General features: G+C 62.3%; 34 protein-coding genes, 1 tRNA gene and 1 pseudogene. 19 read left to right on the forward strand and 17 right to left on the reverse strand.

The window, feature by feature from the left end:
• Window positions 1-4 precede the first annotated feature (4 nt).
• The 6 genes from ACSQ3L_RS14695 (at window position 5) to ACSQ3L_RS14720 (ending at window position 6,179) form a co-directional block, all read left to right on the forward strand.
• A complete protein-coding gene (locus ACSQ3L_RS14695) occupies window positions 5-925 on the forward strand; it encodes a shikimate dehydrogenase (protein ID WP_436163443.1) in 921 nt (306 codons plus the stop codon).
• A gap of 19 nt (window positions 926-944) precedes the next feature.
• Complete coding sequence (gene dctP / locus ACSQ3L_RS14700; RefSeq protein ID WP_436160610.1) at window positions 945-1,931, forward strand: TRAP transporter substrate-binding protein DctP; 987 nt, start codon at window positions 945-947, stop codon at window positions 1,929-1,931.
• Window positions 1,932-2,006: 75 nt separating this feature from the next.
• A complete protein-coding gene (locus ACSQ3L_RS14705) occupies window positions 2,007-2,525 on the forward strand; it encodes a TRAP transporter small permease (RefSeq protein WP_436160611.1) in 519 nt (172 codons plus the stop codon).
• Complete coding sequence (locus ACSQ3L_RS14710; protein ID WP_436160612.1) at window positions 2,522-3,823, forward strand: TRAP transporter large permease; 1,302 nt, start codon at window positions 2,522-2,524, stop codon at window positions 3,821-3,823. The genes ACSQ3L_RS14705 and ACSQ3L_RS14710 overlap by 4 nt, the downstream gene beginning before the upstream one ends.
• Before the next feature lie 20 nt (window positions 3,824-3,843).
• Window positions 3,844-4,293, forward strand: coding sequence for a type II 3-dehydroquinate dehydratase (gene aroQ, locus ACSQ3L_RS14715; protein ID WP_436160613.1), 450 nt, complete (start codon window positions 3,844-3,846; stop codon window positions 4,291-4,293).
• Between the two features lie 2 nt (window positions 4,294-4,295).
• Window positions 4,296-6,179 (forward strand): bifunctional sugar phosphate isomerase/epimerase/4-hydroxyphenylpyruvate dioxygenase family protein, encoded by a 1,884-nt coding sequence (locus ACSQ3L_RS14720; RefSeq protein ID WP_436163444.1) that lies wholly within the window; start codon window positions 4,296-4,298, stop codon window positions 6,177-6,179.
• Window positions 6,180-6,205: 26 nt separating this feature from the next.
• On the opposite strand, the gene ACSQ3L_RS14725 is transcribed toward ACSQ3L_RS14720, so the two are convergent.
• On the reverse strand, window positions 6,206-6,538 hold the full coding sequence (locus tag ACSQ3L_RS14725) for an aldo/keto reductase (RefSeq protein WP_436163445.1): 333 nt from the start codon (window positions 6,536-6,538) through the stop codon (window positions 6,206-6,208).
• A gap of 97 nt (window positions 6,539-6,635) precedes the next feature.
• Between ACSQ3L_RS14725 and ACSQ3L_RS14730 the strand changes: the two genes are divergently transcribed.
• Window positions 6,636-6,989, forward strand: coding sequence for an SPW repeat protein (locus ACSQ3L_RS14730; RefSeq protein ID WP_436160614.1), 354 nt, complete (start codon window positions 6,636-6,638; stop codon window positions 6,987-6,989).
• Between the two features lie 91 nt (window positions 6,990-7,080).
• On the opposite strand, the gene ACSQ3L_RS14735 is transcribed toward ACSQ3L_RS14730, so the two are convergent.
• The 3 genes from ACSQ3L_RS14735 to ACSQ3L_RS14745 form a co-directional block, all read right to left on the reverse strand.
• Window positions 7,081-8,082: an aldo/keto reductase gene (locus tag ACSQ3L_RS14735; protein ID WP_436160615.1), complete on the reverse strand. Its 1,002-nt coding sequence runs from the start codon at window positions 8,080-8,082 to the stop codon at window positions 7,081-7,083.
• Window positions 8,083-8,247: 165 nt separating this feature from the next.
• Entirely contained in the window at window positions 8,248-8,493 is a 246-nt protein-coding gene (locus ACSQ3L_RS14740) for a DUF982 domain-containing protein (protein WP_436163446.1), read from the reverse strand.
• A gap of 121 nt (window positions 8,494-8,614) precedes the next feature.
• Window positions 8,615-8,860 (reverse strand): DUF982 domain-containing protein, encoded by a 246-nt coding sequence (locus ACSQ3L_RS14745; RefSeq protein WP_436160616.1) that lies wholly within the window; start codon window positions 8,858-8,860, stop codon window positions 8,615-8,617.
• 368 nt (window positions 8,861-9,228) lie between these two features.
• On the opposite strand from ACSQ3L_RS14745, the pseudogene ACSQ3L_RS14750 reads away from it, so the two are divergent.
• A pseudogene (locus tag ACSQ3L_RS14750) lies at window positions 9,229-9,373 on the forward strand (carbon-nitrogen hydrolase family protein); the annotation flags it as partial.
• Between the two features lie 7 nt (window positions 9,374-9,380).
• Here the strand turns inward: ACSQ3L_RS14750 and ACSQ3L_RS14755 are convergent.
• Complete coding sequence (locus tag ACSQ3L_RS14755; RefSeq protein ID WP_436160617.1) at window positions 9,381-9,995, reverse strand: hypothetical protein; 615 nt, start codon at window positions 9,993-9,995, stop codon at window positions 9,381-9,383.
• 1,390 nt (window positions 9,996-11,385) lie between these two features.
• Window positions 11,386-12,276, reverse strand: coding sequence for a LysR family transcriptional regulator (locus ACSQ3L_RS14760; RefSeq protein ID WP_436160618.1), 891 nt, complete (start codon window positions 12,274-12,276; stop codon window positions 11,386-11,388).
• A gap of 103 nt (window positions 12,277-12,379) precedes the next feature.
• On the opposite strand from ACSQ3L_RS14760, the gene ACSQ3L_RS14765 reads away from it, so the two are divergent.
• On the forward strand, window positions 12,380-13,249 hold the full coding sequence (locus ACSQ3L_RS14765; RefSeq protein WP_436160619.1) for an SDR family oxidoreductase: 870 nt from the start codon (window positions 12,380-12,382) through the stop codon (window positions 13,247-13,249).
• A gap of 170 nt (window positions 13,250-13,419) precedes the next feature.
• Here ACSQ3L_RS14765 and ACSQ3L_RS14770 read toward each other — a convergent pair whose 3' ends face one another.
• Window positions 13,420-13,626 carry a hypothetical protein gene (locus ACSQ3L_RS14770; protein WP_436160620.1) on the reverse strand — a complete coding sequence of 69 codons (207 nt, stop codon included), beginning with the start codon at window positions 13,624-13,626 and terminating at the stop codon, window positions 13,420-13,422.
• Window positions 13,627-13,887: 261 nt separating this feature from the next.
• Complete coding sequence (locus ACSQ3L_RS14775; RefSeq protein WP_436160621.1) at window positions 13,888-14,151, reverse strand: hypothetical protein; 264 nt, start codon at window positions 14,149-14,151, stop codon at window positions 13,888-13,890.
• A gap of 250 nt (window positions 14,152-14,401) precedes the next feature.
• On the opposite strand from ACSQ3L_RS14775, the gene ACSQ3L_RS14780 reads away from it, so the two are divergent.
• Window positions 14,402-14,653, forward strand: coding sequence for a hypothetical protein (locus ACSQ3L_RS14780; protein WP_436160622.1), 252 nt, complete (start codon window positions 14,402-14,404; stop codon window positions 14,651-14,653).
• A 46-nt stretch (window positions 14,654-14,699) separates the two neighbouring features.
• Here the strand turns inward: ACSQ3L_RS14780 and ACSQ3L_RS14785 are convergent.
• From ACSQ3L_RS14785 to ACSQ3L_RS14795, 3 genes are all read right to left on the reverse strand, one after another.
• Window positions 14,700-14,773, reverse strand: a tRNA-Gln gene (locus tag ACSQ3L_RS14785).
• Between the two features lie 81 nt (window positions 14,774-14,854).
• Window positions 14,855-15,148 (reverse strand): hypothetical protein, encoded by a 294-nt coding sequence (locus ACSQ3L_RS14790; RefSeq protein WP_436160623.1) that lies wholly within the window; start codon window positions 15,146-15,148, stop codon window positions 14,855-14,857.
• Between the two features lie 100 nt (window positions 15,149-15,248).
• Window positions 15,249-16,142 (reverse strand): alpha/beta fold hydrolase, encoded by an 894-nt coding sequence (locus ACSQ3L_RS14795; protein ID WP_436160624.1) that lies wholly within the window; start codon window positions 16,140-16,142, stop codon window positions 15,249-15,251.
• A 148-nt stretch (window positions 16,143-16,290) separates the two neighbouring features.
• Here ACSQ3L_RS14795 and ACSQ3L_RS14800 point away from each other — a divergent pair, with 148 nt between their 5' ends.
• Entirely contained in the window at window positions 16,291-16,596 is a 306-nt protein-coding gene (locus ACSQ3L_RS14800; RefSeq protein WP_436160625.1) for a hypothetical protein, read from the forward strand.
• A gap of 48 nt (window positions 16,597-16,644) precedes the next feature.
• On the opposite strand, the gene ACSQ3L_RS14805 is transcribed toward ACSQ3L_RS14800, so the two are convergent.
• From ACSQ3L_RS14805 to ACSQ3L_RS14820, 4 genes are all read right to left on the reverse strand, one after another.
• Window positions 16,645-16,890, reverse strand: coding sequence for a DUF982 domain-containing protein (locus tag ACSQ3L_RS14805; RefSeq protein ID WP_436160626.1), 246 nt, complete (start codon window positions 16,888-16,890; stop codon window positions 16,645-16,647).
• A gap of 13 nt (window positions 16,891-16,903) precedes the next feature.
• The gene (locus ACSQ3L_RS14810) at window positions 16,904-17,140 is read right to left on the reverse strand and encodes a DUF982 domain-containing protein (RefSeq protein ID WP_292187208.1); all 237 of its coding nucleotides are present in this window, start codon (window positions 17,138-17,140) and stop codon (window positions 16,904-16,906) included.
• Between the two features lie 127 nt (window positions 17,141-17,267).
• Window positions 17,268-17,711 carry a GFA family protein gene (locus tag ACSQ3L_RS14815; RefSeq protein WP_436160627.1) on the reverse strand — a complete coding sequence of 148 codons (444 nt, stop codon included), beginning with the start codon at window positions 17,709-17,711 and terminating at the stop codon, window positions 17,268-17,270.
• Window positions 17,712-17,825: 114 nt separating this feature from the next.
• Window positions 17,826-18,005 carry a DUF3606 domain-containing protein gene (locus ACSQ3L_RS14820; protein ID WP_024501602.1) on the reverse strand — a complete coding sequence of 60 codons (180 nt, stop codon included), beginning with the start codon at window positions 18,003-18,005 and terminating at the stop codon, window positions 17,826-17,828.
• A 318-nt stretch (window positions 18,006-18,323) separates the two neighbouring features.
• Here ACSQ3L_RS14820 and ACSQ3L_RS14825 point away from each other — a divergent pair, with 318 nt between their 5' ends.
• The gene (locus ACSQ3L_RS14825) at window positions 18,324-18,767 is read left to right on the forward strand and encodes a DoxX family protein (protein ID WP_436160628.1); all 444 of its coding nucleotides are present in this window, start codon (window positions 18,324-18,326) and stop codon (window positions 18,765-18,767) included.
• Between the two features lie 9 nt (window positions 18,768-18,776).
• On the opposite strand, the gene ACSQ3L_RS14830 is transcribed toward ACSQ3L_RS14825, so the two are convergent.
• Entirely contained in the window at window positions 18,777-19,082 is a 306-nt protein-coding gene (locus ACSQ3L_RS14830) for a hypothetical protein (protein WP_436160629.1), read from the reverse strand.
• Between the two features lie 571 nt (window positions 19,083-19,653).
• On the opposite strand from ACSQ3L_RS14830, the gene ACSQ3L_RS14835 reads away from it, so the two are divergent.
• From ACSQ3L_RS14835 to ACSQ3L_RS14865, 7 genes are all read left to right on the forward strand, one after another.
• Window positions 19,654-19,872 carry a type II toxin-antitoxin system RelE/ParE family toxin gene (locus ACSQ3L_RS14835; RefSeq protein ID WP_436163447.1) on the forward strand — a complete coding sequence of 73 codons (219 nt, stop codon included), beginning with the start codon at window positions 19,654-19,656 and terminating at the stop codon, window positions 19,870-19,872.
• The gene (locus ACSQ3L_RS14840) at window positions 19,869-20,204 is read left to right on the forward strand and encodes a helix-turn-helix domain-containing protein (protein WP_436160630.1); all 336 of its coding nucleotides are present in this window, start codon (window positions 19,869-19,871) and stop codon (window positions 20,202-20,204) included. The genes ACSQ3L_RS14835 and ACSQ3L_RS14840 overlap by 4 nt, the downstream gene beginning before the upstream one ends.
• Before the next feature lie 435 nt (window positions 20,205-20,639).
• A complete protein-coding gene (locus ACSQ3L_RS14845) occupies window positions 20,640-21,068 on the forward strand; it encodes a hypothetical protein (protein WP_436160631.1) in 429 nt (142 codons plus the stop codon).
• Window positions 21,061-21,468, forward strand: coding sequence for a hypothetical protein (locus tag ACSQ3L_RS14850; RefSeq protein ID WP_436160632.1), 408 nt, complete (start codon window positions 21,061-21,063; stop codon window positions 21,466-21,468). Before ACSQ3L_RS14845 ends, ACSQ3L_RS14850 begins: the two co-directional genes overlap by 8 nt.
• Complete coding sequence (locus tag ACSQ3L_RS14855; protein ID WP_436160633.1) at window positions 21,407-22,108, forward strand: terminase large subunit domain-containing protein; 702 nt, start codon at window positions 21,407-21,409, stop codon at window positions 22,106-22,108. Before ACSQ3L_RS14850 ends, ACSQ3L_RS14855 begins: the two co-directional genes overlap by 62 nt.
• 575 nt (window positions 22,109-22,683) lie before the next feature.
• On the forward strand, window positions 22,684-23,439 hold the full coding sequence (locus tag ACSQ3L_RS14860) for a terminase large subunit domain-containing protein (protein ID WP_436160634.1): 756 nt from the start codon (window positions 22,684-22,686) through the stop codon (window positions 23,437-23,439).
• A gap of 182 nt (window positions 23,440-23,621) precedes the next feature.
• Window positions 23,622-24,191 carry a hypothetical protein gene (locus ACSQ3L_RS14865; RefSeq protein ID WP_436160635.1) on the forward strand — a complete coding sequence of 190 codons (570 nt, stop codon included), beginning with the start codon at window positions 23,622-23,624 and terminating at the stop codon, window positions 24,189-24,191.
• A gap of 354 nt (window positions 24,192-24,545) precedes the next feature.
• Here ACSQ3L_RS14865 and ACSQ3L_RS14870 read toward each other — a convergent pair whose 3' ends face one another.
• A complete protein-coding gene (locus ACSQ3L_RS14870; RefSeq protein WP_436160636.1) occupies window positions 24,546-25,157 on the reverse strand; it encodes a class I SAM-dependent methyltransferase in 612 nt (203 codons plus the stop codon).
• Window positions 25,158-25,402: the final 245 nt, after the last annotated feature.

The raw sequence follows: 25,402 nt of genomic DNA on the forward strand, positions 1-25,402 counted from the left end.
CCTGCTGGCCGCCACCACCGCAGAGAATTGGCAGGCGTCTCCCAGTTCGCGCCGCATATTGGTCGGCTTGCTCGGACGTGGAATTCAGCTTTCCCGGACGCCCGCCATGCACGAGGCCGAAGGACGCGCCCAGGGACTCTCCTACGTCTATACGCTGCTCGATACCGAAACGATGGGCGAGGCTGCCCCTCCTTTGGGCGATCTTATCACTCTTGCCGGGCACTTCGGCTTCACCGGCTTCAATGTCACGTTCCCCTACAAACAAGAAATCATCCCGCTGCTCGACAAGCTTTCCGAGGCTGCCGAGATTCTGGGCTCCGTCAATACCGTTGTGTTGCGCGGCGGCCGGCGCATCGGTCACAACACCGACAGATGGGGGTTCAAGGAGAGTTTTCGCCAGGGGCTGGCCGGGCAGAAGTGTCGGAGGGTGCTGCTGCTGGGCGCCGGCGGCGCTGGCGTCGCGGTGGCCCACGCCTTGCTGGAAAGCGGCGTCGAGACGCTGCTGGTGACCGACTTGCAGGCCGATCGGGCCGAAGCGCTGGCGTCCCGGCTCAGGCCGGCCGGCGGCACGCAAAAGGTCGAGGTCGTTTCGGACCTCGCCGCGGCTTCGGCTCGCGCGGACGGCATCGTCAACGCGACGCCGGTCGGCATGGCCAAGGTGCCCGGCATGCCGATCGCCGCCGATCTGTTGCGACCGGAGTGCTGGGTCGCCGACATCGTCTACCTGCCGCTCGAAACGGAACTGCTCAGGGAGGCACGGCAACGCGGCTGCCGCACGCTGAGCGGCGAGGGAATGGCCGTGTTCCAGGCCGTGCGGGCCTTTGAACTCTTCACCGGGCTTGCGCCCGATGTTGAACGGATGAAGGCGGCGTTTGCCGCCTTTGGGAGAGTCCGTGACCCAGCGGACACAGGGCTGGGACAATAGCCAACAGGGAGGAAAGAACATGAGTTTCAATGCCACACGCCGGGAACTCCTGGTCGGGGCGGGCGTGCTCGCCGCCACGGCAGCCTTTCCGGTGCTCGCCCAGGACAAGCCGAAGCTGCGCTTCTCGGCCGTGTTCTCCGAGCAGGACATCCGCGCCGACATGATGAAAATGTTCGCCGGGTCGATCAAGGACGACTTCGTCTTCGAGGGCTATTACGGCGGCAATCTGTTCAAGCAGGGTACCGAACTCGTCGCCCTGCAGCGCGGCAATCTCGAGATGGGCAACATCGCACCGCAGGATATCTCCAAGCAGATCCCGGCATGGTCGATCGTCACCGCCGCCTATCTGTTCCGCGACGCCGCGCATCTCAAAACCTTCTTCGCCGGCGATCTCGGCGCGCAGATGAAGAAGATGACCGAGGACCAGCTTGGCATACGCGTGCTCGGGCCGACATATTTCGGCGCCCGGCAGATCGGCCTCAAACCGGACAAGAAGATCACCACGCCGGCCGACATGGCGGGTATCAAACTGCGCATGCCGGGCGGCGACGCCTGGCAGTTTCTCGGCGCCGCGCTCGGGGCCAATCCCGTCGCCATGGCCTACGCCGAGGTCTATACCGGTCTGCAGACCGGCGCGATCGACGGCCAGGACAATCCGCTGCCGAACGTCGAGAACATGAAGTTCTATGAGGTCATGTCGCAGATCGTGCTGACCTCGCACCTGGTCGGCTTCGATCTGCTGACCGTGTCGAAGAAGGTGTGGGATGAGATGGGCGCCGACAAGCAGGCCAGGTTCCAGGCCGCCGCTGACGCAGCCATCGAATTCAGCACGCAAAAGCATCTTGCGCGCGAAAAGGATCTGGTCGAGCTGTTCAAGGGCAAGGGTCTGAAGCTCTACGAGCCCGACATCGCCGCGTTCCGAAAATACGCTCAGGAGAAATACCTGTCGTCGGATCTCGCCAAGGATTGGCCGGCCGGCATGGTCGACAAGATCAACGCGCTCTAGGCCGGAGGTGCGGCGGGCATTGCTTCCCCCGCACCTCTCATTCCAGAAACGGCTCTCACAGGCGGAGAAGCCCGCGTGAACCCTTCGATCCGAAACCTTGGCCGTTGGCTATATCGGCGTGCCGAGAACGTCCTCGCCGCCATGCTGGCGGCAATGTTCGTTGCCTTCCTGCTGCAGATCGTCTTTCGCTACCTGCTCGACATGCCGATCGGCTGGACCAACGAAATCAGCGTGATCCTGTGGATCTGGCTCGTGCTGTGGGGTGCGGCCTTCGTTGTCCGCGAGGAGGAGGAAATCCGCTTCGACCTCTTCTACGCCTCGGCCCCGCCGCGTGTTCGCCGCATCATGATCCTCGTCGCGGCGGCATCGCTGATCGCGCTTTATGCGATTTCGTTTCCCGCCGTGCTCGACTATGTGACGTTCATGAAGGTCGAGAAGACCGCCTATCTGAAGATCCGCTTCGACTGGCTGTTCTCGATCTACATCCTCTTCGTCGTGGCTATCCTTGTCCGCTATCTCTGGCTGTCCTGGCAGGCCGTGTTCGGCAAGGCGCCAAAGGAGTTCGATCCCACCAAGGCGGGGTCGGGCGTATGAACCTCGCCAGCCCGTTCTCGATCTCGGTCGTCGCGATCACCGCGCTTGCCTTTCTCGGGCTGCCGATCGGGCACTCCATGATCGCCGGCTCGATCCTCTATCTGCTGCTGGCAGGGCTCGATATGGGAACGGCGGCCGAGCAGCTGCTGAACGGAATGTACAACAACTACATCATCCTCGCCGTGCCGCTCTTCATCCTGGCCGCGGAACTGATGAACATCGGCTCGATGACCGAACGCCTGCTGCGCTTCTGCGACGCCGTGGTCGGCCGGTTCCGGGGCGGGCTCGCCCACGTCAACATCGTCCAGAGCATCATCTTCGCGGGCATGTCGGGATCGGCCATCGCCGATGCCGCAGGCACCGGCAAGATGATGCAGATGATGATGACCAAGGACGGCAAATACACGCCGGGCTACGCGGCGGCGCTGACGGCCGTGACCGCAGTCATCGGGCCGATCATCCCGCCGTCGATCCCCATGGTCATCTATGCGCTCGTCTCCGATGCCTCGATCGGCTACCTGTTCCTCGGCGGCGTCATTCCCGGCCTGCTGATGGCCGCGGCGCAAATGGGGATCGTCGCCTATCAGGCGCGGCGCAACAATTTTCCTGTCGAGGCGCCGACACCGCTGCGCGAACTTCCGGGCATTGCCTGGCGCGCCTTCCCCTCGCTGATGATGCCGGTCGTGCTGCTCGGCGGCATCTACACCGGCGTCACCACCCCGACCGAAGCGGCGGCCGTCGCCGCGGCCTATGCCCTGATCATCTCCGTCGTGCTCTACCGCAGTGTCAGCTTCGCCGATCTCTACCGTTCCGTGCTGGGCAGCGCGCGCACCTCGGCCTCGATCGGCATGCTGATCGCCGGCGCCCTGGTCTTCAATTATGTGGTGACCGTCGAGAACATCCCGGTATCGATCAAGGCCATTCTCACAAGCTGGGATCTGTCGCCCACCGGCTTCCTGGTCCTCGTCAATATCCTGCTCCTGCTGCTTGGCTGCGTGCTCGAAGGCACCACGATCCTCCTCGTGATCGTGCCCGTGCTCATCCCGACGGCGCGCGCACTCGGCATCGACATGGTGCATTTCGGCGTGATGGTGGTGGTCAACATCATGCTCGGCCTGGTGACGCCGCCATACGGTCTGCTGCTGTTCATCATGACGAGGATCGCCGAGGTGCCGCTGAAGGACATCGTCCGCGACGTGCTGCCGTTCCTGTGGGCGATGATCGCTTCGCTGGCCCTCATCACTTTTTTTCCGGAGTTCGTGCTCTGGCTGCCCCGGCTGCTGGGCTACCAGGGCTGATCGAAGACAAAGGAGCCGTCATGGTGAAATCTATCTACGTGATCAACGGCCCGAACCTGAACCGGCTCGGCAAGCGCGAGCCGGAAATCTACGGCACGACGACGCTGGCTGAGATCGAGGCTTTCTGCCGCGAAGCGGCCGGCGACACGCCCGTCCGCTTCCATCAGTCGAACAGCGAAGGCCAAATAGTCGACTGGATCCACGAAGCGATCGACGAGGCAGCCGGGATCGTCATCAACCCGGCCGGCTTCTCCTTCACCTCGATCGCGATCCTCGACGCGCTGAAGATGTTTTCCGGCCCGATCGTCGAGCTCCACATCTCTAACATTCACAGGCGCGAGGCCCACTATCACCATTCCTACGTGTCGAAGGTCGCGACGGCGGTCATCGCAGGGCTAGGCCCGCGCGGCTATCCTGTCGCGGTTCGGGCGATCGCAGACCTGCTTGCGGCGGCATCGAAGGTGCCATGACCTTGAAGACCTCCATCGCCACCGTGTCGATCAGCGGAGATCTTCGCGAGAAGCTCGCGGCCATCGCCGCGGCCGGCTTCGACGGCGTGGAAATATTCGAGAACGACTTTCTTGCCTTCGACGGCAGCCCATCCGAAGTCGGGCGGATGATCAGGGATCATGGCCTGGAGGTCACGCTATTCCAGCCTTTCCGCGATTTCGAAGGAATGCCCGAACAGCAACGTGCGCGCGCCTTCGACCGGGCGGAGCGCAAGTTCGACCTGATGCAAGAACTCGGCACCGACCTGATGCTGGTGTGTTCCAACGTCTCGCCGCTGGCGCTGGGCGGCATCGACCGTGCCGCCGACGATTTCCGCCAACTCGGCGAACGGGCGGGACGGCGCGGCCTTCGCGTCGGCTACGAGGCGCTGGCCTGGGGAAGGCATATCAACGACCATCGCGACGCATGGGAGGTTGTCAGGCGGGCGAACCATCCCAACGTCGGACTGATTCTCGACGCCTTCCATAGCCTGGCCCGACGGGTGGATCTGGAGACGATCCGCGCCATCCCCGGCGATCGCATCTTTATCGTCCAGCTTGCCGACGCTCCGCTGATCGACATGGACCTGTTGTACTGGAGCCGCCATTTCCGGAACATGCCCGGCCAAGGTGACCTGCCGGTGGTCGACTTCATGCGAGCGGTCGCGGCAACCGGTTACGACGGGCCGTTGTCGCTAGAAATATTCAACGACCAGTTCCGTGGCGGCTCGCCCAGATCGATCGCGATCGATGGCCACAGGTCGCTGGTCTACCTTATGGACCAGGTGGCACGCGCCGAGCCGGACATCGCCATCGACGTGCCGGCCCTGCCGGAACGTGTCGCGGTCGGCGGCATCGAGTTCGTCGAGTTCGCCGCGAATGAGACCGAGGCCGACGAGTTGGTGCACCTGTTGCGGGCCATGGGATTCTCGCTGGCCGGCCGCCACAAGAACAAGGATGTGGTGCTGTTTCGGCAGGGCGCCATCAACATCGTCGTCAACACCGAAAAGGAGGGGCTGGCGCATTCCTCGTACCTCGTTCACGGCACGTCTGCCTATGCGTTCGGATTGAAGGTCGACGATGCGGCCGCAACCGTGGCCCGGGCGCGCGCCTTGGGCGCCGAGCTCTTTGAACAGCGGCATGGTCCCGATGAGCTGGCGATACCGGCGATACGCGGGGTCGGAGGCGGCGTGATCTATTTCATCGATGGCAAGAGCGAGTTGGCAAAAGTCTGGGAAATCGAATTCGACCCGGTCAACAACGCCGGCGCGGATGCCGGGCTCCTGGAAATCGACCACCTCGCCCAATCGATGAACTACGAGGAGATGCTGACCTGGCTGCTTTTTTACACATCGATCTTCAGGACCAGAAAATTGCCCATGGTGGATGTGATCGATCCGGCCGGCGTCGTTCGCAGCCAGGTCGTGGAGAGCGATGATGGCGCGCTTCGGCTCACTTTGAACGGCGCGGAGAACCGCAGGACGCTGGCCGGCCACTTCATTGCTGAGAGCTTCGGCTCGGGCGTGCAGCATCTGGCCTTCGCCAGCCGCGATATTTTCCAGACCGCCGACCGCCTGACCGAGCTCGGCTTCGATGGGTTGGAGATTTCGCCGAACTACTACGATGATCTCGAAGCGCGCTTCGGGCTCGAGCCGGAATTCACGAAGCGGTTGCGGGATCGAAATATCCTCTTCGACCGGGACGAGGGCGGCGACTATTTCCAGCTCTACAGCCAGACCTACGGCGAAGGTTTCTTCTTCGAGATCGTCGAGCGTCGCGGCTATCGAGGCTATGGGGCAGCCAATGCCGCGTTCCGCATTGCCGCCCAGAAGCGGACATTGCGGCCAAAAGGCATGCCAAGGGTCTGACCGTCACCGAGGCAATTGGGCGATGCCTACCGATCGACCATCGCCATGTCTCGCTCGGTGTAGCGCGGGCCGGAGATCTTTCCTGGCGCGAGCGCTTCGTCGAGCGCGGCCATTTCGGCGGCGTCGAGTTTCAGCGATGCGGCGGCGACGTTCTCTTCCAGATATCTGATCCGCTTGGTGCCGGGTATCGGCACTATGTCGACGCCAAAACCGTTGCCCTTCGCCAGCAGCCAGGCCAGTGCGATCTGGCCGGGCTTGACGCCCCGGGCAGCGGCGATGTCGCGCACCTTGGCGGCCGCCTCGGGAGCGGAGTGGCAACAGGGGGCGGCCTGCGCCAAGCCGGGGCCGTCACTGGCCAGGCCTTGAAGGCCGTGTGAAGCGTAGTTACATCAATGATTAAGCGTGCATCGCACGCGAATTTAACGCTTTGGTCAAGCTTCATCTATGGAGGTTGTCATGGCTAATATGCTCATGGAAGGAAAGAAGAGCCAGGACTGGCTCAATCTGATCCTTGCCATCTGCCTGTTCATCTCACCTTGGATAATCGGCTTCGCTGCTGAAACCGCTCCCGCATGGAACGCCTGGGTTGTTGGCGTCGTGCTGGGCGTCATGGCTCTGGCGACGCTTGCCGCATTCGCCGAGTGGGAGGAATGGGTAAGTGTCGTTCTCGGGCTCTGGCTGATCGCTTCGCCCTGGATGCTCGGCTTCATGGGGTACGCGATGGCCACCCACGTCATTCTCGGCGTGCTGGTGGTTGCCGTATCAGGCTGGGCCGTCTGGGACTTCCGTCATCCACACGCGCATGCGTGACCGGGTAAAAGGGTGGGGGTCCGGCGCGCGAGCGGCGGGCTCCTCCGGATTTGAATATACGCGCCGGGTCGCGGGATAGCAGAGCCCGCCTCTACCGATCGACCATCGCCATGCCCCGCTCGGTGTAGCGCGGGCCGGAGATTTTGCCTGGCGCGAGCGCTTCGTCGAGCGCGGCCATCTCGGCGGCGTCGAGCTTGATCGCTGCGGCGGCGACGTTCTCTTCCAGATATCTGATCCGCTTGGTGCCAGGGATCGGCACGATGTCGACGCCAAAACCGTTGCCTTTCGCCAGCAGCCAGGCCAGTGCGATCTGGCCGGGCTTGACGCCGCGGGCAGCGGCGACGTCGCGCACCTTGGCGGCCGCCTCGACATTGGCGTCGTAGTTTTCGCCCTGGTAGCGCGGGTCGTTGCGGCGGTAATCGCCGTCGGGATAGTCCTCCGCGCGCTTGACCTCTCCGGTGAGAAAACCGCGGCCGAGCGGCGAGAACGGCACCAGGCCGATGCCGAGTTGCCTGAGCAGCGGGATGATCTCCGGCTCCAGATTGCGCTCCCACAGCGAATATTCGCTCTGCACCGCCGACACCGGGTGGACGGCATGCGCCCGGCGGATGTTGGCCGCACCAGCCTCCGACAGGCCGAAGAACCGCACCTTGCCTTGCGCGACAAGTCTGCCCACGGCGCCCGCGACGTCCTCCATCGGCACCTCCGGGTCGACGCGGTGCTGGTAGAGGAGGTCGATATGGTCGGTGGCGAGCCGGACGAGCGAGGCTTCCACAACCTCGCGAATGTGCTCGGGCCGGCTGTCGGTTCCGACCTGCTTGCCGTTTTCGATGCGGAAGCCGAATTTGGTGGCGATCGTCACCTGGTCGCGCTTGCCCTTCAATGCCCGGCCGAGCAGAGCTTCGTTGGTGTAGGGGCCATAGACCTCGGCGGTGTCGAGGAAGGTGCAGCCGAGTTCGATGGCGCGGTGCAGCGTGGCGATGGATCCGGCCTCATCGGCCGGGCCGTAGGACTGGCTCATGCCCATGCAGCCGAGGCCGATGGCCGAGACTTCCAGTCCTTGGCTGCCGAGCTTGCGTGTTTCGAGAGTCATTGGGATGTCCTCCGGTGGAGCCACGACTATACAGGGTGCCCGCTCCATTCTCACGGACATTCGGCGGCACAGGGCTGGCCCCTTGTCAGGCCAACGGTGAGCCCTGCCGTATTGTAAGGACAGCCGCTCAGGCCGGTACACCGCCGCGCCCGGACCGCTGTCCGGTCATCCAGGGCAGAACCTCCGCATCCTCCAGGATGCGCGCCGATCTTGCCCATGCGGCGAAGGCTTCTCGGGCAACCGACCGCGGCAGCAGCCGTCAAAAGCACGATGGCAGGCACGCCGGGCGGTATCGAAGATCGGGCCGCGGCGGTGGATCGGCCATTCGTCGAGAAAGTCGAGGGCGTCGTCGAGGCAGGTGATTTCCTGGACGATCGTCCTTGACGAAAACGGGATGGTTGAAGCGCCTATCGTTCATCACTTCCTCCAATTGCTTGAACGATGCTTTGAACTGGCCGGCAACGATAGCGGCGGCCATCGAAAATATGTAAGGCACAGGTTTCCGTGTCAAGAACAGGCGCCGGCGGCCAGCCTACTCGATCAGGATATGCGCCTCACGCGCGGCTTCGACAAGCGCCGCCCTGGCGATGTCGGGGGCAATATCGCCGGTCGTCGCCCGTCGGCAGGCACGCAACGCCGATTGATGTTTCGGGCTGCCGGCGTCCCGCCAATGTGTCGTGAGCAATTCAATAGCTTGCTGTGTATTGGACAGATGATGGATGGAACCGGTGACACCGACGGACACCGTCACGGGCCTGGAGAACCATGCAGTTTGCATCGGAACCACCTCGAACTGGGCTGAAGCAGTAAACGCAATTGGTGGCTCAAGGTTTCATCGCTGCCAATCAATCTGGCGTGAGAGGCCGGAGGCGGACGCATCGCCCGGCTGATCGTTGGTCCTGTGGCCGCCCTGGCGATGGCTCATGTCGATGTTGTGCTACATTAATCCATGCACGACTGCGGCATGTTCGCCCGTCCATTGAACGGGCGAGCTTCTAGCCGGAAACGGCAACTCGCGACCCCATCTCGGCCGTTCATGTCAGGAAGTGACGTCTCTGAAAGCAGACCTTGCAGGTCATGGATCATATCTGTCGCAGAGGTCGGGTGCAGAACTGTCGTTTTAATAGGGAGTTTTTCGACACGGCAGACGGCACACCCGCTATTACCGTCGCGGACATCAACTGATCCGGAACATCCTGCGCGGCCGTGGATGCGAACGGCTCGCTCCGACCTCTATACACCTCATCAGGTAAACAGTGATCCGAAGAGCGACGGGCGCAACGTGTTCTGAGGGGCAGCTAACGGCCAGTGGGGGCAGTTTGCCCCCTGGCCGGACAGTTTGCTGCGGTCCCTGCATTACTCAAGAATTCCAAAATAGGTCTTTCGTCCCAGACCTGGACTTCAATGAAGCGATCATAACGCCGTAGGTGATCTGTCCTCCAACGCTCGCCGGGCATTCCGAAATCTTGGACTACTCGCTTTATCTGATGCAACGTGAACACCTGTCCGTGGTATGGTTGCCGCTCAGGCCGATGGTCGTCATGGGTCGCAATAGGCAGGCTGGCCATGCTATCGGGATAGGTGAAAGTGAGCACGTCTGAAGGAAACTCGGCAAGCGGCATCACCATGGAGCATGGCCGAGAGAGGTCTTGGCCATCTGCGAAATCACCGAGAAAGAAGTAGATCGGTCTATTCCGTCGAGTTTGCCCTAGGAGTTGTTGCCTCTCGTTGATCAACCATGCTTCTGTTTTGAGCCGTCTACCGAGATAATTTGCCTTAATGGGCCGCTTGCCCGCATCCCGGATGCATTGCAGGATCTGCTCTGCTTCGGCCAGAGGCAAATCGCATAGATTCGAGAGGAAGACGCCTTCCGGATCGTAGTTATGCGTCACAACCTCTGGAATCGTATTCACTGGCTCGGCTCGAATCTCGCTCGGTGTTCGATCTTAACTTGGAAAGACCCTGCCGGCACTATCGCGGTCAAAACCGAGCCGGCAGAAATTCCCTCAAGGTCGCGGAACTCCTAAATTTTGTAACCAGATCGCCGACACTGAAACGTCAGGGAAATTCCGTCGCAAAATTCGGACGCAAAACTCGGCATTCCGCCAATGACTTTCGCGACAGCCAAGATCATCGTCCTGTGTCAGCTTTCTTGAAAATCCTGAACAAACCGGATCGTCTCCTTCCCACCAATTGCAGCCCTCTAGAACTCTCTAATGTCTGGTGGACTGTACTCGTTGACGTTGTGCTACATTAATCCGCGCATTTCAGCCGTAGATATTATGTTCCACTGAACTGTCCCGAATGGCCGGCGTCGAACCCGTTGCAGACCTGCGCATGTTCGACGCCGCATCCTCATCGCTCGCTCCATATCTTCTAGTTTGCTGGGCACGCTACGGGCAATGTGCTATGGTTCGCATGTCGGAGGCAGCATGACTGAGTTAATCCTCACGGGGACGATCGGCGGGCTCCTTGGTAGCGCGTTGGCTTTGATCGGTGTTAGGCAGGTAACGATATTGAACTGCGTCGTCTCGTTCGGGTTGTTGCTTCTGGGCCTGACTTGGTTTGTGGGCTAGTGAGCGTGCGCACCTGACGGGGCCAGGTTGGACCGTCCATTGAACGATGACCTTCAGGCCGGAACGACAACTTTCAACTCAACTTTGCCATTGCGGAAGCTAATTCGCTTCCCGGAAAGCGCACGGTTCTCGCGTCGTGCTCGCATTCAGCAGCGGAATCCTTATAGATTTTCTTCAGTTGGGGGAGATCGAGTGCCCCGAAATAAGTTCCGCATGGTGTTCCGAAAGTACTCCGAAGTGAACTGTTTTATGACAGTTTTGTGACAAAAAATTCAAAGCGCTACCGATGTTGCTTGTGTGGTTACGAGTGCCGGCGATTTGTACCGTGTCCAGCAGAAAGAACGCCCATGCAGCCGGAGCCGATGGCCGAGACCCCGGCTGCCGAACCTGCGTGTTTCGAGGGCGCGCCGATTTCGAGACGGGCACTCACATGTTCGAGGCGACGTCGCGGGTGGGCGGTGGTTTGGGCTTGTGTGCCGCACACTGCCTTGTCGCTTGTACGGCAGGGCGGGGTGCGGTCTTGACCGTGTTCACGGTCGTGGGCGCTTGCGCCTTGCGGCGCTTGAGCCAGGTGGATGACAGTTCGGCAAGGAGACTGCGCAAGTCTTTCACGACGTCCTCCTCTTGCGGGGCGACAAGACAATATCCGTCAGCCCAACTTGTTCCAGCGGAAAAATCGTTCCGCCTAAAAATAAGGGGACCCTTGCCGGCGAAAGCGGCCGGGGCGTCACCTGCCAATATAGGCGGCCAGTTCCTCCGGCGTCCCGTTTGGGAAGGCCTGTTTCAGAAAATCCAGGAACGCCGAAACGCGCGGGCTGAGCAGCCGCCGAGATGGGTAGAGCGTCCATAGAGCGATCTCTGGGCCGTCGATATCCCCCCAATTTACCAGCGTGCCGTCAGCCAGGTCGTGGGCCACCAACGAAATGGGAAGGCGTGCTGCACCGACCCCGGCTCGCACGGCATCCCGGACCATGATGAGCGTCGACAAGGAGAGGACCGGCTCGATTTTGATTGTCGACCGGCCATCCTCTGTCTTCACGTGCCATATTTGCCGTTCGCCTGCGCCGCGCGCCACGCCAGGAACGCCGGATCCACCGGTCGTGCGCGGAAGGCGGGGGCTCGCCACAACGACCAGGCGGTCACGGAGAAACGCCCGTCCGACCAGGCTTTCGTCGGGATCCGGATTGACCCGGATGACCAGATCGTAGCCTTCCTCGATCATGTCCACATGCCGGTCCTCCGTCGTCACCTCAAGCCTCACCTCCGGATATTCGAGGGCAAACCCCGCGGCGATCCTCCCCATCGCGGTCTGAGAAAAAAGCATGGGTGCGCTGATCCGCAGTCTCCCCTTGGGTCTTTGACCGCCCGAGGCGATCGCCGCGGCCGTTTCGTCCAGTTCGGCAAGCAACGCCGCCGTCCGCTCGAAGAGCGCCCGTCCTTCTTCGGTCAGCTTCAGGTCACGCGCACCCCGTTCAAACAGGCGCAGATCAAGGCTGCTCTCCAAGTCTCCAACGCGCCGCGACAGCGTTGCCTTGGGCCGGCCGGTGGCCCTTGCCGCTTTGCCGAAACCACCATGGCGGGCAACGAGGTTAAAATCGGTGAGCGCCAGAAGATCCATGAGTGTTCCACCAGTGAGACGGTGCGTCTAAAATTTCGGCCTGTTTGACTGTTTGTGAGCCACACATATTGGGCCTGTCAAGCAACCCAACAGGAGAAATTCCATGACCATCCTCGTTACCGGCGCCACAGGCAATGTTGGCCGCCAAGTCGTAGAACACCTCGTCAAGCGCGGCGCCGACGTCCGTGCCCTCGTCCGCGATCCGTCGAAAGCCAGCTTCCCGGCAGGCGTATCGGTCGTGCAAGGCGACTTTCTCGATGTCGATTCACTGCGCAAAGCCATGTCCGGCGTTTCCACCCTGTTCCTCTTGAACGCCGTGGTGCCGGACGAATTCACCCAGGCTTTGGTCGCGCTGAACGTCGCCCGATCGGCGGGCATCGAGCGGGTCGTCTATCTGTCGGTGATCCATGCCGACGTCTATGTGAACGTGCCGCATTTCGCGGGCAAATTCGGCGTCGAGCGAATGATCGAGCAGATGGACTTCCAGGCCACGATCTTGCGCCCGGCCTATTTCATCCAGAACGATCTGATGATCGAAGACGTCATCACCGGCTACGGCACCTACACAATGCCGATCGGCGCCAAGGGTCTCGCCATGATCGACGTGCGTGATATCGCCGAGATCGCCGCGCTTGAGCTTCTGCGCCGCGAACGGTCCGCGGAGCCGCTTGCGCTCGAGCGGATCAACCTCGTCGGTCCGCAGACGCTGACCGGGACGGACATCGCCGCCATCTGGTCAGACCTGCTCGCCCGCCCGATCAGCTATGGCGGCGACAACACCGAGGGCTTCGAGCAGAATCTCAAGCAGTTCTTGCCCGCCTGGATGGCTTACGACATGCGCTTGATGGGCGAGCGCTTCTTCACCGACGGGATGCTGCCCGAGGCCGGCGACGTCGAGCGCCTGACCGCGCTTCTGGGCCGCCCACTGCGCCCATACCGCGACTTCGCCTCACAAATCGCCGCCTCCGCCTGAGAACGCGATCCGCCTACAAGGACTGCCACCATAGGGCGGCCTCTCAAGGAGCCGCCCTGCCTTACGCGAGACGCCATGGCTCGGCTCTATTCCTTTGTTAGAGCATGATCTCTGGACAAACGGAAACCGTTTGCCCGAGAAAACCGGTTCCCACTTTTCGGGATCATGCTCTAGAGGATGTTGGTCGTCACTTCGACGACGATCGCGGCACCTTCCACGCTGCCATTGGTCACGTGCACGACGCGCGATACCCGCAGATCCTGCGCATTTCCGTTGATCGACAGGGAAACGCTTTCGCCGATCCGGGGAACCGCCTGGAAAACCGCGTCGGTGGCTTCCGGCCGGTTGTCGATCGATATGCGGCAGTTGACGGTCATGGGATATCTCCTCCTGTCTGGCGGGCGCCCCGCCCGTCAACGCAGCCTGTCCGAAATAGTTTCAGGCGCCGGATGCGATGAAACTTAGTCGTGCCCGGGTTCGTAGCTTGCCAATTGCTCCATTGTTCATCGTAACGGAGCAACAAGGCTCGCTGGGGGAGGGCGTTGGGGCTGTCCCCGGCGAGTTTTGTCCTGGTTGCGCAGGCAGACCGTCGTCGGGGCAATGGCCAGGGCTGGTCAGCAAGCTCAGCGCTCTGTGCTTTACTTTGCATCGCGTGGCACGACATAGCTCGTGACGGCGCCTATCCCTCGCGTGACGACGACCGTGGTGTAGTCCGCGGGCAGGGAAGCCGTGGCGGCCGTATCGATTGCCTGGCACCGACCGACGATCTCGCCGTTGGGCGCGCTTGCCAGCCTGTCGGCCAATGACGCCCGGCATTGATCGAGCGATGCGTAACGGGCAGGCACCAATTCCAAGGGTTTGCAGACGGCGGCCTCGCCGGTGGTGCACGAAAGCAAAATCATCACTGCCGCCATTGCCGGATCCATGGCCTGGGCTGCCTTGTCGAACGAGCCTCAACGTGGATGTGCGACCTTGGTTTCGCTGTCGCCAAAAAACAGATTCGGATTGCCTGGAGGGAAATGGGCTCGCCCTCGGTCGGATTGATGGTCAGGACCACACGGCTGGATCGTCGAAGTCAGGGTCCTTTCGAAAGGGAACATTGCCTGCCGTCAATGCGTTCATGGTCCTGGAACGACGATGTTGGAGGCCGATATGCGCAGCTTCGAAATGATCGATCTGCTCTGTGTGGTCGAGGCCTGCAGGCGTGATCGAGCGGTCGGGAATTTCGTGTCGATGGCCGAAGGGGTCGAAGAGTTACGCGTGCTGACCGGCGATTTCGTGTCAGCGGATGACGTGGTGGCAAACGCCCTCTCAACGGTGGCACTTGCGCGGGGTTGCTCAGTTGTGTTCGACGAACAGGCCGGCGCCGAAATCCACTTTGACGCCCTGACAGCCAAATCCTAGCTGCCGGCAAGTCGCTGTTTGGCGGAAGGAAGCCAAGTGATGATTTTGGTTCCCGCTCATGGGCTCGAACCACGATTCACGCCTTCAAAGGGCGCTGTCCTACCATTAGACGAAGCGGGAAAATGCAAGTTGCGCCCACACCCCTAGCCGGTTCGCGCTCCGGGATCAACGCGATGCTGCGGCAAAGCTGCGTTGCCGGCATCAGTTCGGGAAGTTGTTGACCGGTTCCTCGCAGCGGTAGACAGGGCAGCGGCCGTCACGGGTCGAGACATAGGCCGACATCGGCACCTCCGGCCAGTCGCACTCATTGCCGAACTGCCTGACATAGCGGTCATAGGTGTTGGGGCCGGTGGTCAGCACCACGGCGCGATGGCTCTGGATCATCTGCCGGAGTTGTTGGCAGCTCATCGTGCGGGTATCGGGCCGGGCTTCGGCAAGGCCGGTCGCGGCAAGCAGGATCGCTGCCGTCATCAAAGCAATTCGGCGCATCGGCATGGTGGTTCCCTCGAACGGATGTGTCACCCGAAACTCGCATCTTGGCAGGTGGTTCCGCAACAGCCGGCTGGCCGTCTTTGGCGGTGCACGGCAGGGAGCCTTATGAAGCACCGAAGAATCCGGCCAGAGTCTCGGCGGTCGGCGCAGGGTTCTCCTCGGGAAAGAAGTGTCCGCCCGGCATCGCCTGGCCGCGCGCGTCGTCGGCCCAGCCTCGCCACAGCGCCAGCGGCCCGCCTTCGGCGGCATACCAGTCGGCAAGGCCACCTTGCTCGCTCCATAGCGCCAGCAGCGGGCAGCGGATGCGCCGGCCGGCGGCCTTGTCGGCATGGTCGTGCTCGCGGTCGAGCGTGGCTGCCGCCCGATATTCCTCGCAGATTGCATGGATGTGGGCTGGCGCGCGCAAGGCGTCGACATAGGCCTGACGCACTTGGGCTGAAAAGACCGAGGGCGACGAGCCCCAGCCGCTGAATGCGTTGTCGACGATCGCCTCGGCGGCGCCGGCGAGGATCTGCTCCGGCAACGGCTCGGGCTGCGCCAGCAGCGACCATGGCCAATAGCCCAGCGCCAGCCTGGCGTCGGCACGGTCCCAGGCATCGGCGGTCGGCACGATGTCGAGCACGGCGAGCTTTTCGACGCAGCTGGGATGGTCAAGCGCCATGCGGTAGGCGACACGGCCGCCGCGATCGTGACCGGCGACCATGAAACGGCTGAAACCAAGCTTTTCCATCAGTGCCACCATGTCGGCGGCCATGGCGCGCTTGGCGTAGGGCGCGTGATCCGGTGTCGACGCTGGACAGGAACTGCCGCCATAGCCGCGCAGGTCGGCGCAGACGACGCTGAATCGGTCAGCCAGGATGGGCGCCACACCGCGCCACATCAGATGCGTTTGCGGAAAGCCGTGCAGCAACAGCAGCGGCGGCCCCGTGCCGGCACGCAGGCAGAATATGCCGGCAGCGCCAGTGTCGATTTCCGCCGCTTGAAAATCATCGAACATGGTCGCCTCCGGCAAGCGCAACGGGTGGCGAACGGATCTGGTTGCAACAGGGCCGGGCGCAAGCGGCCAACCTTTTTCATCGACAGGCGTTGTTCCTGCGAAGGGAAAGGTCGCCGCAGGTGACCGTGAAAGGAAGAAGGAGGCAGAGATGAGAACTCTCGCCATCGTTCCATTCAGTCTGATGCTGGCATTCGCCGCGCCAGTCGCGGCCCAGACGGACCAGCAGAACGATAGCCCAGCGCCGCAGGCCGACAAATGCCGGGCTCAGACCGAACAAGATGCGAAACAGCAGCCTAGCGACGCCAGTCTGACGGAGACGCTCAACGACTGCGGCGGTGTGCTGAAGCCGCCACCCACGGGTGACCAGGGCATGGCGGCGCCGGCGCCCGACGAAGGCAAGACGCCGGTGATCAAGCCGGGTGAATTGCCGCCCCAGCCGCCGCCCAAGCAGTAGAGGGCGCGGCAGCAGAAGGTGAGGCATTCACGGGCATATGCTTGGCGATCAGCGAACCAGCACGCCGGCATGGTCGCAGAGCGCAGCGAAAGCTTCCTGCGCCTGGGCAGCACCCGCCTTGTTCTCCAGTGCTGCCTCGACCTGTTCGCGCGCCGTCTGATAGAACGGGCCGCGTTTGGCCTGCGGCCAGTCGATCAGGATTTCGCTGGCATCCCTAAGCGTGGCGATGTCGCGGATCGTGTCCGAACCATGTGGCCTGATCCGCATCGGCGTCGGCAGCATCAGTTCGGCCATGCCTGTTTTCTCCCTATTGGAGGAGTTTTGCTTCGCGCGCGGCGTCGATCATCGCCCGCATCGCCTTTTCCGCCGGCGCCCAGCCGTCCAGCGCGTCGCGACAACTGCGCAACGCCGCCCGGTAGCGGCGGCTCCGGCCGCCCGGCCACTCGCCGAGACATTCCAGGCCTTCCCAGGCACTGCGCACGACGCGCTCACGCTCGGGGGCGAATTTCAACCGGATGGGTCGGGGAAACATCTTGTCGTTCAACGGTCGTCTCCATCACTGGCCATGTCGCCGAAACCGCGCCGCGGTTTGGGTCAAAGACATGCACAAAAAACGAGGCGGCGGATAACGTCGGCAGCAGGGCAGGGTTCCCTTCCCGGAAGATCAAATTTCACTCGCCCGCATCGACGTCCGACAGCGACCTCGGCGGCGGTGCTTCGGCATTGCGCGCCGTCGGCCGGTCATGCTCGAACTGTTCGGTTCCCGGCAAGGCCTGCAGCCAGGCCTCGCGCCTGGAGATCCACAATTCATATTCGGGTACGAGATCGGTCGGCGCGATGTCGAGGCTGCCGATCGTCACTTCGGCCTCGTTGTCGTCGACGAAGGCGACACGGCCGCCGCAGGTCGGGCAAAAGCTGCGCGTGCCGTAGGAGTTGACGAGGCCAGTCGTCTCGAAGGCCTCGCGCGGCCAGATGGCAAAGGCCGAATAGGCCGAGCCGCTGGCCTTGCGGCAATCCTTGCAATGGCAAAGCCCAACGCGCAGCGGCGCGCCGCTGACAGTGAACTGCACGCCGCCGCACAGGCAACTGCCGGTCCTGCGTATGGTGTCGGACATGGCAACCTCCCTCAATGCTTGGCGCCGCGGGCCGGGTGGACAGGCGCTCGTCCGAGACAGAACCCATATCGGTTCGTCCGAGACTTGGAGCCCCGATCCCGGATGGGACAGGCTCTAGCCGCGCGCCGCCATATGGGCGTCGAGCTTCTTGCGCGATGGTCCGTAGCGCTTGATGATAGTCTGCGCCTCGCTTGGCGGAATGCCGTATTTGCGGGCAAAGGCAGCGACCTCGTAGGGCTCTTCGCTCGAAACCAGCTTGCGGTCCTGTTTCGTCTTCGACTTGTCGTCAGCCATCTCAGGCCTCGCTTTCTGTTGCCGGGGGAAACGCGCAGCCGTCGGCATGCCCGATCCCGCGATCAACAGGACATAACACAGATCGGCGTCGCGGGTTCCACCGCTACGACAATAACGCCGTTGACATTGGCGATTGGCCAAAGCCTCTCCAATGTCGTCATGTATGAACGAAGCAGAAGCGAAGCTCCATCGCGAAGAGAGGGACCCGCGACGAGTGCTTGCATCGCGGTTGTCGAGAAAAAATTTGGCCTGATGTGTCGGACCCGGCGCGCGTCGCGCGTCCTAGGAGCAACCAAACCGCAAAGCTGGAGAACGAGCATGTCGTCGCAAATCACTCAGTCGCAAATCACTCAATCGCCGTGGCAGACCGCGGCCCTTCTCATCGCCCGCCTGATCTTCGCCGGCGTCTTCCTGATGGCCGTGACCTTCAAATTCATGGGCATGGAAGCGACCGCCGGCTACATCGCCGCCGCCGGCTTTCCGTTTCCGCTGTTGCTGGCCTGGTGCGCGGCGATCCTGGAAGTCGCCCTTGTGCTGTGTCTTTTGACCGGCGCCTTCTTCACCCAAGCCGCCCTGGTCGCCGCCGCCTATGTGCTGTTCCTCGGCTTTGCCTTCCACGGACCCAGCCACTGGGCCGGCAACCAGGCCGAGTTCGGCTTCTTCGTCGACCATTTTTCCTTCCTGGCCGGATTGCTGTTCGCGGCCGTGCATGGTCCGGGCCGCGTGCTTTCGCTCGATTTGGGATGGCCGGGCAGGGCATGAGGCGAGGCGTCATAGCTGATCGTTGTAGGGTTCCTTTATCTTGCCGACCATGCGGGCCAGCTTCGAAAAGGAGGGCATGTCCGCCTCCGGCTGGCACTGATTGGCGAGTTCCAGCAGCCGGATTGGAAAGTTGACGGCGTCACGGCTTGACGCGGACATGCCTTCGGATCGCTCCTGGTTGGTTTCGCTGGCCTCGGTCTTGCGCAAGGCCACGTCTATTTCCTCCGATGTCAGCACCCCCTTTTGAACCAGGAGGCGGTTGACCGACGCGACGGCCATCAGCAGGCCTTCGAGTTGCAGATTGGCGACATTCATGGCGATTGCTCCAGTGGCCAGGGCAATTCCAGGAAAAGTGTGAAACGGTTTTCCCGGGAAAAGCGCATCGCGCTTTCCCTTTGGAATTGCGCTTCAAGTCGAAACGCGCGAGCGGCGTTTTCGCTCCGCAGGGCGCGGCGAGGCGATGCCTTGGCACGGCTTCGGATGGTCTCGAAAATGAGGCTTAGGAATTTTTTCTCAGAAAATCGTTGACGGGGTGACGGCAGCTATGCTACATATTTACCTATGGTGCTGATTTGCGCCAACGACCCGCCGCCGAGGCGGGTTTTTGTTTTCTGGTGATGCCTTAAAGCAAGCGCGTCCACTCTGCGAGACATCACAGTTTCCGGCGATGGAACCCCTAGCCTGTTTACCAGTTGACAAGGTGCGTAGTTTACATACTCATGCGTGGCATGCATACGGTATCGGAACTGAGAACCTTCCGCAGTGCGGCGGCAGTGGCCGGGATGTCCCAAGAGGACATTGAGGACTTGTAGACCACATTGCAGCGAACCCGGATGACGGCGAAGAGATCGTCGGGACTGGCGGCTGCAGGAAGGTAAGGTTTGCCATTCGTGGCAACAACAAAGGCAAGAGCGGAGGCGTCCGTACGATAACGTTTTACACGGGCAATGACCTGCCCGTTTTTCTCATAACCGTTTTTGGGAAAAGCCAGAAGGTCAATCTTACCAAGGCCGAGCGGAACAGTCTGAAGAAACTGACGACGGCCATTGTCGACGAATATGCGATGCGGGTTCAAGCGCTTGCCGCAGGTGGAGAAAGAGCATGAGCAAGAAGGTATTCGATCAGATCGCGGAGGGCTTGCAGGAAGCGTTGGCCATCGCTCGCGGCGAGGCCGAGCCCTACAAGCTCCACATCCCTGCCGAAATAGACGTCAAAGCAATCAGAACCAAGACCGGCCTTTCGCAGAAGGATTTCGCATCGACATTTGGATTCGGCTTTGATCAGTTGAAGCAGTGGGAGCAAGGACGCTCTAGGCCTGTCCAGGCCATGCGCGCATACCTTCTACTGATCAACTCTCGGCCGGTCGAAATGGTCAACGCGCTGCGCGACCTTCACAGCGAGATTGTGAACGAGCCTCCGGCTCGTAAGGTCGGCTAATTGCTATCCGAGGCGATGCCTTGACACGGCTTCGGCATGGTCCCGAAAAATGGGTCTAGGAATTTTTTCTCAGAAAACCGTTGACGGGGTGACGGCAGCTATGCTACATATTTACCTATGGTGCGGATTTGCGCCAACGACCCGCCGCCGAGGCGGGTTTTTGTTTTTGGCTCCTTTTTGATCGGAAGCCTGTGTTGTCGATGCGGAATGTCGGCGGGACAGCACCCCCCTCTGTCCTGCCGGACATCTCCCCCTCAAGGGGTGAGATTGGCAGTTTCTGCGCTTCGGCTTTCCTTTCAACGTTGGCAATTGGCGAAAGCCGAGGTGACATCCAATCTCCCCACTAGAGGGGGAGATGTCCGGCAGGACAGAGGGGGGCGCCAAGGAACGCCATCCTTCGCCCGATCACTCATTTTGCAATCCGCGAGACCTCCCATGTCCACACGCTACGCCACCATCATCACCGATGCTGACGGCCAGGAAATCGTCAGCGCCATCGGCGAGTTCGAGGGCGCTGCGCCGCAGCCGCGTCTGGGCCGTGTCGAGCCTGTCGCGCCCGGCGTGAAGATCGGCATGGTGCGGGACGCGGCCGGCGGCTTTTGTTTCCCGCAGGCCGGCATCGCCGGGTCCCTTGTCGGTCTCGCCATGGCGCGGCTCAAGGCGCGGGCCAATATGGCGAAGGCTGCCCAGGTGGCGAAGCCTGCCCAGCCGGCGAAGCCGAAGCGCGCCCAGGGAGCCAAGAAGCGGGCAAAGAGGAAAACCGTCCGCTCGAAGAAGCGAGCCAGCCCAACCAGACCGGCGACGCCAAAGGCTGGAATGGTTTCCGCAGCCGATGCCAACTCCATGGGCCAGGTCCATGACTGACAAAACCGCAGCCAGGCCAATGCGCGCCAAGCCGGCAAGGCGCAAGCCCGCCGCCAAGCCGGCAGCGGTGCAGAAGCCGCGCGCCAAGCGCGCGAAGAAAACACTGGGCGATGATTTCCTGGCTGCCGTGCGCGCCGATTTTCGCGCCCATGGCGCCGGCGTCATCGCCGAGGTGCGGGCCGACAAGCCGGACCAGTATCTGAAGATCGTGCTGTCGGTGCTGCCCAAGGATTTCGATGCCAAGATCAACCAACTGGACGGCTTAAGCGATGACGAAATCCGCAGCCGCATCCGCGCCCTCGAAGCCATCGTCAAGCCGTTCCTCGAAGAACCCGGCGGTGGCGGCGGGGACGGAATATCTGGCGCTGCTGGCGGAACTGGACCGCAGGCGCCGGACTAATTTTCTTGCCACCTACAAGCCGTATCAACGCCAGGCCGAGTTTCACGCGGCGGGTTCCACCCATCGCGAGCGCCTGTTCATGGCCGGCAACCAGCTCGGCAAGACCCGCGCCGGTGGCGCCGAATGGGCCATGCATCTGACCGGCCGCTATCCCTCCTGGTGGCAAGGTAAGGTTTTCGACTCGGCCGTGCGGCTGTGGGCGGCCGGCGTCACCGGCGAAGGCACGCGCGACAATCCGCAGCGCGTGCTGGTCGGCCCGCCGCAGCAGCAGGCGGCCTGGGGCACCGGCATGATCCCCGCCGACACCATCCTGCAGACCGCGATGGGCCGCGGCGCGCCCGGCGCGCTCGACAGCGTGGTGGTGCGCTGGGGCGGCGGCGGCGACGTGCAGGCCGATGAATCGGTACTGTCGTTCAAGAGCTTCGAGAAGGGCCGCGAGAAATGGCAGGGCGAAACCCTGCACGGCGTCTGGTTCGACGAGGAACCGCCGCTCGATATCTATTCCGAAGGCCTGACCCGCACCAACGCCACGGGCGGCATCACGATCGTCACGTTCACGCCGCTGCTGGGGATGTCGGATGTTGTTCTGCTGTTTTTGTCCGCGGGGGAGGTGGAGGGTATTGGGAGGGCGTTGAAATAGAGTCGCCCGTAAGGCGCCGGTGCTGTCGCGGCGACGGTCGGAATTTACCTCAACGCTGGAGAAATAGAGAGACCTTTAAACGAGGTGCAAAAAAGCAACGCAAATACAGCTGATTGGTTACGACGTAGGTATTTTCGCAGATATGGTATTGGCCATCTGGGGATTCCTGTACACGGTCCGGTGGGATGATAAAATTATGCGGCAAATAGATGTAACCACCGTCGATTCTGGACCGCACCGAAGACCGAGGTATGGCGCGGCAATCAGAACCACCGCAACACTTGAATTTCGTCTGCGGGTCAATTTTGTCTGTGTACCAATCATGGGCGCTAGCGGCGGTCGCGGTGGCGATACATATCGCCGTGAAGATGAATCTTCGCATGGCATTCCTCAAGCATTCGGCAGGCGCTGCTCGTTGGAGCGTCTAAGTATATTAGCGTCCCATTGAGAATACCATTGGCCTCGACTGACCGACGCAGCTCCGGCAAGCGACGCTGAAAGACTGAACCGGTCGGAACGCGGTCGTTGAGAGTGATTGGTTTGACCCTTCCTGGCCATCAATGACCGAGGTCATCATGTCCCGTCACGTCACCTTCATGACCATCGACGATGCCGAGCACTACACGCCGCAGGAACGCGCGGCGATCGTTGCCGCCTATCCCGCGCATGAGCGCGAGGCGCGGGCACGCGGCATTCCGGTGCTGGGGTCCGGCCGCATCTTTCCGGTGGCCGAGGCGCTGATCGCCTGCGAGTCGTTCCGGCTGCCGCGCTACTGGCCAAGGCTCGGCGCGCTCGATTTCGGCTGGGACCATCCCTCGGCCGCGGTCGAGCTCGCCTGGGATACGGAGGCCGACGTCGTCTATGTCAGCAAGGCAGTGCGGGCCTCGCAACAGACACCGGCGATGCAGACGCTGACCTTGAAACCATGGGGCGACTGGTTGCCCTTCGCCTGGCCGCGCGACGGCCGCCGCGAAACGCTGGAAGGGGCGGGCGTGGCGCTCGCCCGGCAGTATTCCGCGCATGGGCTCAACATGCTGTCCCGCCACGCGCAATTCCCCGACGGCTCGGTCTCGGTCGAGGCCGGGCTGATGGAGATGCTCGACCGCATGCAATCCGGCCGCTTCAAGGTGTTTTCGACGCTGATCGACTGGTTTGAGGAGTTTCGGCTTTTTCACCGCAAGGACGGCCAGGTTGTGAAGCTGCGGGATGACCTGATGGCGGCGACCCGCTACGGCGTGATGATGCTGCGCGAGGCGGTGGTCGATCCGGCGGAGTTCAAGGCGGCGCGGCGGCCGGCGGGGCAGAGCGATCCGCTGGGAGCTTTCAGGTGAGGAGGAGCGCCCTGCATGTCGTCATCCTCGGGCTTGACCCGAAGATCCATGCCGCGACATCAGCCGGGGAACGCGGCACGTCAGAATTCTGCGCCGTAGCAGCGCTCTAAAGTCACAGGATCCTATGGTCTGCGCCGCGTCGCTCCGCTCCTTGCTCCGCCATAGAATGAAGAAGGCTATGCATGACCGTCCGCATCATCCCCGCCACGCTGCGCGACCTCTCCTACATCGCAGCCAATTTGCGCCTTGAGGACCGGGCCGAGATCGACTGCCAGCTTGACCATTGGTCGCCAGCGTTGCTCGCGATGACGGCGCTGCAGGGGTTTGCCTATGTCGCCGAACTCGACGGCAATCCGGAGGCCGGTTTTGGCGCGGCGGAGCAACGTGGCGGTTTGTGGATCGCCTGGAGCTGGGGCACGCGCCGCATGAAGCGCTGCGTGCCTGGGATCACCGTATTTTTTCGCACCGTGTTGGGGCCTCGGGTGTCTGCGCGCGGCGCCTGGCGGGTCGAGGCGCGGGCGCTGGCCGCCAATGAATTGGCGCTGCGCTGGCTTGGGCGGCTCGGCGCCACGCAACGCTGCCTGCTGCCGGGCTACGGCCGCAACGGCGAAGATTTTTTCCTCTACGACTGGACAAGAGAAGGCTGGAACCATGTGCCTGTTTCAAAAACCACCGGAACTGAAGCCGCTGCCGCCGGTGCCGACGGCGCAGGACAAGGACGTGCAGGCGCGGGAAGCCGCACTGCGGGCTGAGCTCGAACAGCGCCAGGGCACCGCCAGCACCATCAAGACGGATCTGGCGCCAGGCAGCCTCACCGGCCAGCGCCGCGTGCTGCTGGGACTATGACCATGACCGCGATGAAGCGCAGTTTCAGGAAGCGTGTGTGGGATTGGTGGGTGTGGCGACGGCATGCGCGGGTGATGAAAAGGCGGTGACGCACTTCACCCTCCCCCTTGTGGGGAGGGTCGCGGCTCAAATCGCGCGGTACGCGCGGTTTGGGACGCGGGGTGGGGGTCTGCGCCGCACCCCCACCCCGTCTCCCTCGCTTTGCTGTGCAAAGCGAGCTCGCCGACCCTCCCCACAAGGGGGAGGGTGGGAGGCAGCTCTCACGCCCTCTTCGCGAACGCCCAGACCATCAGCGGGTATTCCTCGTCGTTGCTCAAGTCCCGCCACAGGCCGTAGGCGCGGACGGGGCCGCCGATATGGGCTCTGGCGCAGGCCTTGTTGCCCCAGCCGTGGACCTTGACGTTGGCTTCGGCAAAGCCGCCCTCGACCATTAGCTGCTTCAGGCCGGCGGGGGTCCATCTGTTGTAGTCGTGCGGCCGGGCATGCACCCGGAACAGAAAGGGCGTCGCCACCATCGCCCAGCCGCCGGGCCTGGTCATGGCATGGATGTTTTCCACCGCCGCCCTCGGCCGGCGCACATGTTCCAGCACCTGGTCGGCGATGACGATGGAATATTGCTCGTCGGTGCGGTCGTTGCAGATGTCGAAGGCCGGGAAATCGACGCTGCGGTAATTGGGGCACATCGCCCGCCAGTAGCGGTTCCAGCCGGGTGAGATCTCGATCACGTCGGAAGCCTTGCGGTTTCCGGCTTCGAGAAAGAGGCTGAACGCCTCGATCTGGCGGATGCGCAGCCAGTTGCGGGAATCATAGCCGATGAGCCGTTTCACGGCGCGTTTGCTTTGATTTTTCAGGGCGGCAAGGCTTGTCGTCACATCGACCTCCAACAAAACCCGCCGCGGGACGTGCGTAGCATCGCCAAGTGGGCAAAAGATGACAGGACAGCCAATCTCCCCCCTTGAGGGGGAGATGCCCGGCAGGGCAGAGGGGGGCGCTGTCCCGCCGACGTTCGAACGATCACGCAGTCAATGCTTGCCTCCATCCCTAGAAAGCAGCTTAACGCGAAAGTTGGCGCTCTACGGCGCCCCCCTCTGGCCTGCCGGCCATCTCCCCCTCAAGT

The sequence above is a fragment of the Mesorhizobium sp. LjRoot246 genome, from assembly GCF_964254115.1.
Lineage (GTDB): Bacteria > Pseudomonadota > Alphaproteobacteria > Rhizobiales > Rhizobiaceae > Mesorhizobium.

What these genes read in the sequence shown, in the direction of transcription:
- dctP (WP_436160610.1), top strand. Translation starts at nt 945, where the DNA reads ATGAGTTTCAATGCCACACGCCGGGAACTCCTGGTCGGGGCGGGCGTG.
- ACSQ3L_RS14710 (WP_436160612.1), top strand. Translation starts at nt 2,522, where the DNA reads ATGAACCTCGCCAGCCCGTTCTCGATCTCGGTCGTCGCGATCACCGCG.
- aroQ (WP_436160613.1), top strand. Translation starts at nt 3,844, where the DNA reads ATGGTGAAATCTATCTACGTGATCAACGGCCCGAACCTGAACCGGCTC.
- ACSQ3L_RS14730 (WP_436160614.1), top strand. Translation starts at nt 6,636, where the DNA reads ATGGCTAATATGCTCATGGAAGGAAAGAAGAGCCAGGACTGGCTCAAT.
- ACSQ3L_RS14735 (WP_436160615.1), bottom strand. Translation starts at nt 8,082, where the DNA reads ATGACTCTCGAAACACGCAAGCTCGGCAGCCAAGGACTGGAAGTCTCG.
- ACSQ3L_RS14745 (WP_436160616.1), bottom strand. Translation starts at nt 8,860, where the DNA reads ATGCAAACTGCATGGTTCTCCAGGCCCGTGACGGTGTCCGTCGGTGTC.
- ACSQ3L_RS14760 (WP_436160618.1), bottom strand. Translation starts at nt 12,276, where the DNA reads ATGGATCTTCTGGCGCTCACCGATTTTAACCTCGTTGCCCGCCATGGT.
- ACSQ3L_RS14765 (WP_436160619.1), top strand. Translation starts at nt 12,380, where the DNA reads ATGACCATCCTCGTTACCGGCGCCACAGGCAATGTTGGCCGCCAAGTC.
- ACSQ3L_RS14770 (WP_436160620.1), bottom strand. Translation starts at nt 13,626, where the DNA reads ATGACCGTCAACTGCCGCATATCGATCGACAACCGGCCGGAAGCCACC.
- ACSQ3L_RS14775 (WP_436160621.1), bottom strand. Translation starts at nt 14,151, where the DNA reads ATGATTTTGCTTTCGTGCACCACCGGCGAGGCCGCCGTCTGCAAACCC.
- ACSQ3L_RS14780 (WP_436160622.1), top strand. Translation starts at nt 14,402, where the DNA reads ATGCGCAGCTTCGAAATGATCGATCTGCTCTGTGTGGTCGAGGCCTGC.
- ACSQ3L_RS14790 (WP_436160623.1), bottom strand. Translation starts at nt 15,148, where the DNA reads ATGCCGATGCGCCGAATTGCTTTGATGACGGCAGCGATCCTGCTTGCC.
- ACSQ3L_RS14795 (WP_436160624.1), bottom strand. Translation starts at nt 16,142, where the DNA reads ATGTTCGATGATTTTCAAGCGGCGGAAATCGACACTGGCGCTGCCGGC.
- ACSQ3L_RS14800 (WP_436160625.1), top strand. Translation starts at nt 16,291, where the DNA reads ATGAGAACTCTCGCCATCGTTCCATTCAGTCTGATGCTGGCATTCGCC.
- ACSQ3L_RS14805 (WP_436160626.1), bottom strand. Translation starts at nt 16,890, where the DNA reads ATGGCCGAACTGATGCTGCCGACGCCGATGCGGATCAGGCCACATGGT.
- ACSQ3L_RS14815 (WP_436160627.1), bottom strand. Translation starts at nt 17,711, where the DNA reads ATGTCCGACACCATACGCAGGACCGGCAGTTGCCTGTGCGGCGGCGTG.
- ACSQ3L_RS14820 (WP_024501602.1), bottom strand. Translation starts at nt 18,005, where the DNA reads ATGGCTGACGACAAGTCGAAGACGAAACAGGACCGCAAGCTGGTTTCG.
- ACSQ3L_RS14825 (WP_436160628.1), top strand. Translation starts at nt 18,324, where the DNA reads ATGTCGTCGCAAATCACTCAGTCGCAAATCACTCAATCGCCGTGGCAG.
- ACSQ3L_RS14830 (WP_436160629.1), bottom strand. Translation starts at nt 19,082, where the DNA reads ATGAATGTCGCCAATCTGCAACTCGAAGGCCTGCTGATGGCCGTCGCG.
- ACSQ3L_RS14840 (WP_436160630.1), top strand. Translation starts at nt 19,869, where the DNA reads ATGAGCAAGAAGGTATTCGATCAGATCGCGGAGGGCTTGCAGGAAGCG.
- ACSQ3L_RS14845 (WP_436160631.1), top strand. Translation starts at nt 20,640, where the DNA reads ATGTCCACACGCTACGCCACCATCATCACCGATGCTGACGGCCAGGAA.
- ACSQ3L_RS14850 (WP_436160632.1), top strand. Translation starts at nt 21,061, where the DNA reads ATGACTGACAAAACCGCAGCCAGGCCAATGCGCGCCAAGCCGGCAAGG.
- ACSQ3L_RS14860 (WP_436160634.1), top strand. Translation starts at nt 22,684, where the DNA reads ATGTCCCGTCACGTCACCTTCATGACCATCGACGATGCCGAGCACTAC.
- ACSQ3L_RS14865 (WP_436160635.1), top strand. Translation starts at nt 23,622, where the DNA reads ATGACCGTCCGCATCATCCCCGCCACGCTGCGCGACCTCTCCTACATC.